An 11,159-nucleotide genomic window follows, 5' to 3' on the forward strand; every position below is an offset into this window, starting at 1 on the left:
CTACCACTACCAGTGTCAGAACCTTTAAACAAGTAATGATGGATGTAAGGGAAGTTAAAACGCGTCATCAGCACAGTCTGATTATAAAAAATGACAATACAGTTTGGGTTACCGGTTTAAACAGTTCAGGGCAGCTGGGTGACGGCACAACTATAGCCAAAAACAGTTTTACGGAGATAAAGCTGTAGTCAATTTACACCTGCTTTTCACAAACAATTTAACATTATCTATCATGAAAAAATACTTTTTTCAAATCGTTTTAATGAGTTTAAGTTACATAGGCTTCGCGCAACAACTCACCATACCACAAGTGGTAGGGGTGCCAACAGGCACGCAAATGACAGTAAGCTTTCCCTTTGATATAGTAGGCGTTCCATTCTCTGAAATACCAGGCGCCGTTTGGCCGAATAAAGTTTCTGCATCGGTGAAGGCCGAAATAATGATGGCTTACAACATGGAAGGCGACCAAAAAAGATATGGGAATAAAAGAACGCTGGCGGTAAATATTGGAAATGGCGGTAAATGGAGCATTACAAATCTATATATCGAACCTAAACCCTACCATATACCTGGTAAGAAGATGGTTGAAGGAAAAACAATTTATCGGCTAAATGTTTACCAGGAATATATGGGAAAAAAATCTTTATTTTGGTATACTATAATTAACCGTGTTGGTCCGCCCGCAATACATAACAAAGCTCTGGATCAAACCCCTACAACTCATCTTATTCCGCAGCGACCCATCACCGATAAAATACCTGATCAAAAATTAGGACCTGTAAAGATTTATCCAAAAGACAAAGTAATTCTGAATCCACAACCCATTCCTCCTAAAAAAAATAAAACGTCAATAAGAATTGAAGGTCTATAACATTTTCGCTAAATAGATCACTTAATCTGAAGAAAAAACAGTTTGCCAGGCCTTCCCTGTCGTTCATTTGAGGTGGATAGACCAAGTAAATTTGAAACCGCGATGCACATTAAACCAGCATAGACCTATTGGTCACATGCATGACCCTATAGGTTTAGCACTCATAAGTGGAATTTTTTTGCAGAAATATGGGGGAAGATAAACTCAAAGCCTTCAATTTTTTTAAATACCTAGATCAGTTTTAACAGCTTAATTTTTATTTGTTTAGCCCAAATTAATAAACGAAATTTAATAAAAAAACATGTTGAAAGCCGCAATATTGGATGACGAGATTAAGGGGAGTAAACTGCTCAGTCAAAAGCTCGGATTTTTTGAAGATGAGTTACAGGTGGTTGGCATTTTCAATCAGCCGGCTAAGGCTTTAAATGCTATTCTTGAGCTTAAACCGGACGTACTTTTTTTAGACGTCGAAATGCCGGAAATAAATGGTTTTCAATTTTTAGAGCGTTTGGGCAGCTTCGATTTTGAGGTCATTTTTACTACCGCATATGATAGCTACACCCTTGAGGCACTCCGGTTAAGTGCTGTAGATTATTTGCTTAAACCAGTTGATGAGGAGGAACTGAAAACTGCCGTTACCAGGTTAAGAAAACGTGTGGCGGAAAAATCTAACTACAAGTCTTTAAAAAAAGAAAAAATCAATAGCAATCGGCTAGCGCTGACTACTGCCGAAGGCATCTATATTGTAGATAAGACTCTAATTATCCGGATTGAAGCCATGAGTAACTATAGTGTATTTATATTGGCAGGCAGCAAAAAAATAGTGGTTTCCAAAACCTTAAAAGAATTTGAAAGCATATTGGATGATGAGTTTTTTACCCGTATCAGTCGTTCGATGATCATCAATTTAACTTATGTCGTTAAATACCGGAAAGGAGACGGAGGAACTCTAGAACTCTCGGACGGCTCGGAAGTAGAAGTATCTGCCCAAAGAAAAGAAGCTTTACTGCAAAAGTTGTTCTGATTTAAACGAAAGGAGAAAAATCAAACAGGGTGCTAGTGCTGAGCTAAAAAACAAATTCATTGACAATTAAAAAAGCAAAGATTAATTTCCTGGCTAATTGTTCAAACATTAATAAAAAAGACATGAAAAAAAATATCGTTTTTTTAACGCTGTTATTATTAACCAAAATGGTTTTCTCGCAGGCCTACAATGGTCTCCAAAAAATGAATGGAGTAAGCCAAAAAGTATATTTTAGTGCAAGTGCGGGAGAACGGGCAAGGAAAATTTTAGATAATGTTGCCAAAGCTGAGATCTATTTTGAAAAGAAATTAAAAGTTCACCCAGATTATACTTTGTTGGTGCTCTCCCCATCAGACTGGAAAATTTATGCTCATCCCAATGCCATTTACGGCATCCCTCACTATCTGCAGGATGGCAGGCTGGTGGTTGCCTCTGAAAATAACGACTTCTGGAAAAGAAATACACCACCAGTCGACAAACTTCCAGAAGCACAGGTTAGAAAATTGAGAGCCACCTACCTGGATAAAAATGGACAAGTTAACTTAACAGATTTTTTTGATCTTCTTGCTGTTCATGAATTGGGACATGCGTTCCAAAAAGCTGCAGGAATGTTAGGACAACGCAATTGGTTAAGTGAGTTGCTTTGCAATGTAATGCTTCATACGTTCATTGCCGAAAAAAATCCCAGGCTTATACCCTCGCTCACGGTATTTCCACAGGTGACCGTCGCAGGATTTCCTTTGGAAAGATTGAAATATACAAGTCTTGAGGATTTTGAAATATATTACAATGACATTGCGCAGAAAAATCCCGACAATTATGGTTGGTATCAATGTCGTTTTCACGTTGTAGCCGGGCAAATCTATGATTCGGGGGGCTTGGCCGCTATGAACAACCTATGGGGTGCATTGTTGAGCCATAAGCAGAAACTCAGCGATCTGGAACTAATAAATTTACTAAAGACAGCTCATCCCGCTTTGGATCAAGCCATAGCCAATTGGAAGAAATAAAAATCTTCGATTAAACGTCAAACATAAACCCGGCCTTTTCCAAAGGTATATCGGGAAAGTGTGTGCCTTGTTTTTCAGTTCTAACCCCAAGCTAAAAAAAGTTGGCCAAAAGCCTACCGGAAGATTCAATAACAAAAAACAAAAAACAATGCTATGAAAATTAAACAATTACTTGCCGGACTTTTTCTTGGTATACTTTTGGGCTTTGGTTTAACAAAATATTTTGACAAAATCAGGCAGCAAAGTATCGGTACCAAGCCAAAAACAATTGATAGTTCTTCCCGTTCTGCAAAGTGGGACTGGCCCGACAGCTTGGATGCAATAAAAGCTGCGCCGGATAACCATAGGGTGGTATATGAAGACGATAACGTCAGAGTCTTGGCAGTAATTCTGGATGGAAAAAAATCAGAGCCAATTCATACCCATAAATGGAAAAGCATTATGTGGATTGCAAAGCCAATTATTCCCTGTCAAATAAATAATTATAAGAAAGATGGGAATGGGGGACTGATTAAATCAGACAGCTTGAAAATTAATGAAATGCCTGTAGACATTGGCCAGTTAATCAAACCCGAGGGGCCTACTTCCATTACGAATTTAGGTTTTGAAAATGGTGTAGCATACCGAATAGAATTCAAAAAAGACTTCAGACCGTAAGCATAAGATCATCCCGGAAGTCAGTGAACGTAAAATATCGTTCGGAGACCAAAAATTGTAAAAGGCATAGCTGCACTGGATAGAAAATTGAGCTTACCTGTTATCCGGAAAAGAGCTAGGCCGTTATCGATAAATAAGGTTTAAGTTAATAAGATTGAATATTAAACAAACGGAAACATCAATATCACAAATAAGAACATCTCATGGAACGACGTAAATTTCTTCTAGCATCATTGCTAGCGGTGCCATTTACCGCTTTGGCAAAGCTGAATTTTCTGACTATAAAAGATTTAGGTGTAAAGCCGGGGAAGGGCTTTATTGTCAGCGCAGGTGAAAGCAGGTTTTTCGGAAAGAAGACCTCTTCAAAAGGTACTTATGGGCGTTGTATGATATCCGGCGTTGATACGGATAATAAATTGTATTTAAGCGCTGGTGCTGATTTATCTAACAATGAAACGGGCGGTCCGGCATTGCACATACATCACAAAGACGATGAAATATTCTATGTTGTTTCGGGAGAATTTTTAATTCAAATTGATAAAGACATATCTCTAATCAAGGAGGGAGATACTGTTTTTATACCAAGGGGAACCGCACACACATTTGCCAATCCTATTGTCGATAATCCAGGGGAATTGCTTACCATTCACCAACCTATTTCCGCTGAACTAGAAAAATTTTATGATGTATTCTGTCATCATGGATATATGGATGAAGAGCAGATGGGTAAACTTTTCTCTAAAGATGACTTGAAACTGCTTTTCGCCAATAATGCCTTTGTAGGCCCTCCTATTGATGTTGAATCCGCACTAAAAAAATTAAAACCGTAATACAATTATTCAGGAGATTGTGCTTTCATGCATATGTCAATAAATTTGATCCCCTTTCGCCAATTTTAAATTGACCCCTAGGGTTGTGCCTGAAAGAAGCAGAAGTTATTGCGCAAAAGGCATTTTAGAATTGGTTTCGAAGGATTTTGATTTCGAAGAAATAATGACATTTTTAAAATACCCAGTGAATAATTTGGGCGATCCATTTGTAAATTCTACTTACACAATTCTTAATGTATACACATCAGCATCCTTAAAGCAGTCTTTTACATAATCTTTCTGGGTAAGATGGTTATAGGAGGTTTTATATAAGGTCACCATTATTTCATCACCACCTTTTTTTGCCAATAGCTTTACGAATCTCTCCGTTAACAGAAATACGTTTGTCATGACCAGTCACTGGTGCCAGATAAAGGTCTTTAAGTTCGTAACCATCAATGCTACCAGGTACTTTCATAAATCCCCATTTACCCCTGATAACCTTCGTATCTGGAATAACCAGATGAAAAGTCCATACAGCATTTATGAATATTTTTTTTCTTTTTTTGAGAAAACATGATAAAAAGAAAAAGCCTTGAATTTGAGCTCCTTTCAAAGAAAAGGTTCGAACTTCAAGGCTTTTTGCCGTCTCGGTAGAGTCAAGCGGCAATATGTCGAACTTTTATGAGCATTGTGAATTTCGAGAATTTGGTTAATAATCGTGGTAAGGGTGAATATCGAAAGAAGAAGTTATACCTAGATATGTTATTATAAAATCTAAATGAGTCAAGGTAATTTTGCTTCTTCATTTTTCCTTAGTTTAGGTTATAATATGAAAAATTTGTAATTTTAGTTATTATGTTATGAGAAATTTGTGATATACATAGTTGTATCGGTTTTTTACTCGAAAAATTTGTAAAAATCCATTTATGATTTTTTGTAGAAACTGCTTTTATAGTATGAAAAATTTGTGTTAATGCTACATTTTGAATCGTCTAGTAAGAAAATTTTGTAATTAAATCTATGGATAATACAATACCACTACATCTTCAGGAAGTTATTTTTTCTTCAAGTAATCCAGAGATCAGCCGATCGATCGGCAAACTGACCAAAAGTGGTGAGCTTAGAAAGATCGCTCCGAGGATTTATACTCCAAATTTTGATGAAGATCCAGCTGAAATCATCAGGCGCAATATTTTTAAGATCATAGGTCAATTATATCCTGGGACTATCTTAAGTCACCGTTCCGCTTTAGAATATAAACCTACCTCAACCGGGGATCTTTTTCTTACTAGTTCCCATAACAGAAAGATAGAATTACCAGGAGTGATCCTTAATATTATGAAAGGGCCTGGCATTTTATCAGGGGATAATGTTTTTAGCGGACAGCTTCATGTTTCCCAACAGGAAAGGGCATTGCTTGAAAATCTCCAGTCAAGTAAGAAGGTTGGGGCAACATCAAAAGCACTCGCTTTACCTGAAATTGAGGAACGTCTTGATCAGGTAGTCAGAATAAAAGGTGAAGAAGGTCTGAATGCTTTGAGAGACAGGGCAAGAGAGATCAGTGTTGAACTGGATATGGAAAAGGAATTTGAAAAGCTAAATAGGATGGTCAGTGCTATGCTGACCACAAAGCCTTCTGATTTTTTGACCTCACCAGTCGCAATTGCAAGGGCATTTGGCCATCCTTACGATCCATTGCGTTTGTCCCTTTTTGAAAAATTGTTTGTAGAATTGCAACAAAGGGAGTTTGCTGACATCCCGGAAGTAAATACTTCTATTAAGGCATTCCGTAATTTTGCTTTTTTTGAAGCGTATTTTTCCAATTTTATTGAAGGCACTAAGTTCAAAATTGAGGAAGCCAAGCAAATCGTCGAGACAGGGAAGCCGCTTCCGGCCAGAGACGAAGATTCGCATGATGTTCTGGGTACTTACCAAATCGTTAGTAACAAATCAGAAATGAGTATCACTCCTGAAAATCCGGATCATTTGCTCCAAATCCTGCAATATAGACACAAGATTATACTCAGCGCTCGTCCGCACAAAAATCCAGGAGAATTTAAGGATAAAAATAACCGTGCTGATGATACCGAATTCGTTGATCATAAACTGGTAAGGGGAACACTCACACAGGGGTTTGATTTTTACAGAGGGCTGCAAAGCTCTTTCGCGAGGGCCGCTTATATGATGTTTATGATCAGTGAAGTACATCCTTTCTTAGATGGAAATGGTAGGATAGCAAGAGTGATGATGAACGCAGAGTTGGCAAGCGTGGGACAGTCTAAAATTATTATTCCTACAGTATATAGGGAAGACTATCTAGGGGGATTAAGACAGTTGACACGCAGACAAGAGCCCGATACATATATTAGGATGCTTCAACGTGCTCGGCTGTTTAGCGTAACTATCAACGGTGAGGATATGGATCGAATGCAAAATGTTTTAACTGAAAGCAATGCTTTTAAAGAAGGGGAAGATTACATCCTTCAAATCGTTAAATCTCAGCGGATACCATGGGAAAGCGAGGAGGAGGATCAAACGCCTCAACGTCGTATTGGGCGCTAATAACTGACTTGATGCCTTCAAGTTAAAGTGATAAATAAATAGTATTTCTTTGCATTTAATGCGGCTAAAGTGGGCATTTCGGCAAAAATGGCCGCGCGTTCCTCATTTAAAATAACACCCTATTTCGCTTTGCTAGCAAAATTAGAACGTATTTCATAAAATTTTGTTGAACTGTGGTCGTTTTTAGTTGAGTTTAATTTCGAATTCGTAGGTTTTATTATTGTAATGTAGTTAAATTACTAATTCAATCCTTTTGCTAAAGTCAACAAATCCTACAAACTTAAAAATACCCAGTTATAGGTATTTTTGCCAATATTTCAGTCGTAAAAAGCTTAGATTGATCATCGAAACTCTGGCTAAATAAACTCAGACTCATTCTGGTCGTAGCATCCCGCTAAGACCCAACTCAACTAATTTTAGATAGATCTAAACAACAAAAGCCCATCTTTCGATGAGCTTTTAATTAATATCCATTACCGGACACTGAACATTAAGAGTGATAATTCTGTAATTCTTAATGTTATTATAATACTATAAACTTATTCCCTGGGTGAAGCTACCAGCAATACCGCATCGGCAACCACTTTCTGTCCATTAGCCCTGATTTCAATGTAAGGCTTTCCCTTTCCGGTAAATGTATAGCGTCCAAGGTGTACCCATTCACCTGAGGTTTGACCAACTACCTTAACCTCTGCGCCTTTAATCATTGTGGTATTGCTTTTCTTACCATCAAATATTGTTATGCTGGTTTCTGCATCGGTCGCCTCAAGTTTTGGGTAATAGGTGTACAGATCATACTTTCCACTGGTTTTTGAACCGGGCATATAACGTATAAATTTAGCGGTATCTGTATCTTGGGAAGCCTCAAAATAATCAGGGCCAAAGCCTCCGCGGCTTTTTTTCGTCCAGTTGCCTTTTACCTGTACTTTATCGGTATCGCTGTTGTCGATCAGTATATCGGGCGTGCTTCCGTCAGCCAGTGGGTCACTTTTTAATTGTCGCTGAAGGAGGGCGACGTCGATTTTTTGTACAGAAAGCTTACGGTCTATCGTCTGTACGGCCGCCATTGCTGAAGATTGTCCAAGCACCATGAAAACCGGTTCCATCCGGATGGAACCGTAAGCGATGTGCGTAGCAGAAAGACAAACCGGGACAATTAGATTTGAAACTTCGCTTTCCTTTGGTATGATTGCACGGTAGGAAATAGGGTATGGACCAAATCCGCCTTCTTCTACATTGCCTTCATTTTTGACCATGCCGTTAACAACCAGCCTCTCGCAATTGTGCGAATCCATTGTATAGGCCGCCATCCCGACCCCATCCGTTACAACTTCCCTGCCCTGACAATGGTGCTGTGTCATTACAAGCGCGCCAACCATTCTTCGTGCTTCCCTTACGTAGAGCTGAGGGGACCAGTTGCCGTTGTTTGTATATTCATCTTTAGGGTAGCCCCATTGGCTGATTTCTTTCCGGATGTGTTCCGGAATCCGGGAATCGTGACCGACGAAATAAAGCAGTCCCTTTGTATAATTGGTATGGGCTGTCCAGATCTGTTCGCGTTTTGTATAGTCTGCATCAGGGTAGTCCCAGTTCATCCCGATCATATCGGTTGAAAATCCGTTCCTGTTGTTGATATCTGTCTTTTGATTGGGCATCCCGCTCCAGATAAAAACATCCTGTAGGGACTTCCAGTTCCTTTTTTCCATCTGTCTGATGAGCAGTTCGTAGCGTTCAGGTTCATAGTCCTCAGGTTTGGTAATCGGGATTAGGTTAGAAGGATTGTTGGTAAGGCAGATCCTGAAATTATAAGCCTGCACCTTTTTATCTCCGCTGCCTTTTTCTAACAGTTTTCCTGGATTAATCCCCCAGAGCAGTCCGCTGGATGCATCTCCTCTAATTTTATAAGGGTCTATGCCTTCGGGGAGCTGGTGGCCGTTCATCAGCTGTACACCATTGAAGGTTTCATTATAGGTGCTGTTTGCTTCGCGCCCAACGGTGTAGGAAACCCCTGCTTTAGCCATCAGATCACCCTCGTATGAGCAGTCGATAAATACTTTAGCTTTTACGCTTCCCTTACTTTTATTTGCAGGATTTTCCAGAGTAATGGCAGTTATGCTACTTCCATTCTTTTCCACACCTGTAATCCGGTTTTCGTATAGAACAGGTACCCTTGCTTTTTTGATGTATTCGTTAAAGAGGTTTTCGGCCACATGAGGTTCAAAAATCCATTGCTCAAACTTACCGTAATGTTTGCCTATTCTCCGGTAAAAATCCAGGGCAAGTCCGCTGATGGCATATTTATTTCCAATATCTGTTAAACCGAGCCCGCCCGAACTCATACCACCCAAATTTTTTCCGGGCTCGATCAAAAGAACAGATTTCCCCGATCTGGCGGCCGTGTAAGCTGCTATAACACCCGAAGAGGTTCCCCCATAAATGCAGATGTCATAATTTTTATACAATGAGGTTTGCGCCTTAAGATTTGTTAAAGCGCATACCATTAGCAGCATGGTGTATAGAAAGGTATGTTTCAACATTAGTATTTGGGGTTTTGAATGAGTTTCGGATTGGTAACAGTCTCAATATTTGGAATAGGCCAAAGGTAATCTCTTCCGGTATCGAAAACGCGGACTTCGATTATCCTAAGATCTACCCGGTTTGGTACAGCGCTGTAATCGGCCAGGCCATTTACATCAATTTGTGGTGCGGCAACCAGCAATCCTTTTTGAACCCTGCCATAAAAGTTTCCGGTCATCGCCTTATCGGCAATTTTCCACCTCCGCAAATCAGAAAGCCTGAATCCTTCCATTGCTAGTTCATACATCCGTTCTTTACGAACCAAGCTTCTGAATTCCGCTATTGTTTTTCCTGTCGTGATAAGCGGCATGTTAACGCTCGGCCGTGTTCTTACCAGGTTTATGGCGTCATAAACAGACTGGTCCAGCTGTCCGAGTTCATTTTTTGCTTCCGCATAAATTAACAGTATCTCTGCATATCTGATCTGGATTACGTTGAGTTCTGAATTTGTCCGGTCGGCCTTATCTTCCAGATCGACATATTTTTTCCAGCAGTAACCGGTAAACGTGGCGAAAGCATTCAGGGCATCCTGGTTATCTACACGTGTAGCTGGTGTGGTATTGTAGTTCCAGCATTTTACGCTGTCTCGGTGTGTTTCAAACTGGTAGTTGTAAAATATAGAACCGGGGACTGCAATTGTAAAGCCAAGCCGGGGATCTCTGTTTTTATATGGAGATGTAGGGTCGTACAGGGGAGACTTGTCAATATTGAGCCCGTCTGTGCATGTATAGGCATCGACAAGAGATTGAGACGGTACCTTATTGGTGAACCCCAAACCATTGCGCGACACCAGGTTATTGGGGGTGGAATGCATTTTTGTTTTTGAGGCTTTCAGGTATTGAAAAGCCCATATAATTTCAGGTGAATTTTGTCCGGCGTAAGAAAACAGTGTGCCGAAATTATTGTGCAGGCTATAAACTTTCAGGTCCATAACTGCTTTTGCAGCTTCTGCGGCTTCCGCCCATTTCTCATTGTTCAGGGCAACTCTGGCTTTAATTCCCAGCGCGGCACCCCTGGTTGCCCTTCCCACATCTGCAGCGCCATAGCTAACAGGGAGATCAGCAGCTGATTCAGTCAGTTCTTTGAGTACGAAGCTCAGTACCTCGGCCTTTGGCGTTTTAGGTAGTTGTGAGTCTTCGAGTGTCAAAGTTTTGGTAACCAGGGGTACGCTCCCAAAATAATCAATAAGGTACTGGTAAGTGTAGGCACGCATAAAACGTGCTTCAGCTTTACTTCTGTTGTAGATGGCGGCAGTGGCCTTATCTTTTACTTTATCGATATTATCTAAAATGAAATTACACTTGGCAATTACTTTGTAGCCCTCGGTCCATACGCTTAAGGAAAAACCGTTATTGCTATCCTGGTTGCCCTTGCCCAGACTCTGTAGTGCACTATTATTTCGATCCCAGCCGATATCCGTGCCATTGTCGGTAAGCAGGTTAAGAGGCATGTTATCTAAAGGGGCATAACTTCCATAGCGGTAAAGGCCGTTTACTGCCAATATAAGTTCATCTTGGTTGCTGAAAAATGATTCGTCTGAAGGGCCGCTTAAGGGGCTTTTGTCCAGGTAATCTTTTTGACAGGAAAATAGGGCAGTGCATAAAAGCACGAGCATTAAATTGTATATCTTAGTTTTCATCTGTTCT

At 40.0% G+C, this 11,159-nt stretch carries 10 protein-coding genes; 7 read left to right on the forward strand and 3 right to left on the reverse strand.

Features of this window, described 5'->3' with window-relative positions:
* From OQZ33_RS23175 to OQZ33_RS23200, 6 genes are all read left to right on the forward strand, one after another.
* The coding region (locus OQZ33_RS23175) for an RCC1 domain-containing protein (RefSeq protein ID WP_265801896.1) at positions 1–188 on the forward strand (188 nt) is incomplete at its 5' end.
* A 44-nt stretch (positions 189–232) separates the two neighbouring features.
* On the forward strand, positions 233–871 hold the full coding sequence (locus OQZ33_RS23180; protein ID WP_265801897.1) for a hypothetical protein: 639 nt from the start codon (positions 233–235) through the stop codon (positions 869–871).
* Between the two features lie 301 nt (positions 872–1,172).
* Positions 1,173–1,895, forward strand: a complete 723-nt coding sequence (locus tag OQZ33_RS23185) for a LytR/AlgR family response regulator transcription factor (RefSeq protein ID WP_265801899.1) — start codon at positions 1,173–1,175, stop codon at positions 1,893–1,895.
* Positions 1,896–2,017: 122 nt separating this feature from the next.
* Positions 2,018–2,905: a hypothetical protein gene (locus tag OQZ33_RS23190; protein ID WP_265801900.1), complete on the forward strand. Its 888-nt coding sequence runs from the start codon at positions 2,018–2,020 to the stop codon at positions 2,903–2,905.
* A 153-nt stretch (positions 2,906–3,058) separates the two neighbouring features.
* On the forward strand, positions 3,059–3,562 hold the full coding sequence (locus tag OQZ33_RS23195) for a hypothetical protein (RefSeq protein WP_265801901.1): 504 nt from the start codon (positions 3,059–3,061) through the stop codon (positions 3,560–3,562).
* A 203-nt stretch (positions 3,563–3,765) separates the two neighbouring features.
* Complete coding sequence (locus OQZ33_RS23200; RefSeq protein ID WP_265801902.1) at positions 3,766–4,392, forward strand: cupin domain-containing protein; 627 nt, start codon at positions 3,766–3,768, stop codon at positions 4,390–4,392.
* Between the two features lie 328 nt (positions 4,393–4,720).
* Here OQZ33_RS23200 and OQZ33_RS23205 read toward each other — a convergent pair whose 3' ends face one another.
* Positions 4,721–4,849: a hypothetical protein gene (locus OQZ33_RS23205; protein WP_265801903.1), complete on the reverse strand. Its 129-nt coding sequence runs from the start codon at positions 4,847–4,849 to the stop codon at positions 4,721–4,723.
* 545 nt (positions 4,850–5,394) lie between these two features.
* On the opposite strand from OQZ33_RS23205, the gene OQZ33_RS23210 reads away from it, so the two are divergent.
* Entirely contained in the window at positions 5,395–6,936 is a 1,542-nt protein-coding gene (locus OQZ33_RS23210; protein ID WP_265801904.1) for a Fic family protein, read from the forward strand.
* A 539-nt stretch (positions 6,937–7,475) separates the two neighbouring features.
* Here OQZ33_RS23210 and OQZ33_RS23215 read toward each other — a convergent pair.
* Together OQZ33_RS23215 and OQZ33_RS23220 are read right to left on the reverse strand one after the other, a co-directional pair.
* Positions 7,476–9,473 (reverse strand): FAD-dependent oxidoreductase, encoded by a 1,998-nt coding sequence (locus tag OQZ33_RS23215; protein ID WP_265801905.1) that lies wholly within the window; start codon positions 9,471–9,473, stop codon positions 7,476–7,478.
* The gene (locus OQZ33_RS23220; protein WP_265801907.1) at positions 9,473–11,152 is read right to left on the reverse strand and encodes a RagB/SusD family nutrient uptake outer membrane protein; all 1,680 of its coding nucleotides are present in this window, start codon (positions 11,150–11,152) and stop codon (positions 9,473–9,475) included. The genes OQZ33_RS23215 and OQZ33_RS23220 overlap by 1 nt, the downstream gene beginning before the upstream one ends.
* Between the last annotated feature and the right edge of the window lie 7 nt (positions 11,153–11,159).

This window comes from Pedobacter sp. MC2016-05, from assembly GCF_026239735.1.
In the GTDB taxonomy this organism is placed as follows: domain Bacteria; phylum Bacteroidota; class Bacteroidia; order Sphingobacteriales; family Sphingobacteriaceae; genus Pedobacter.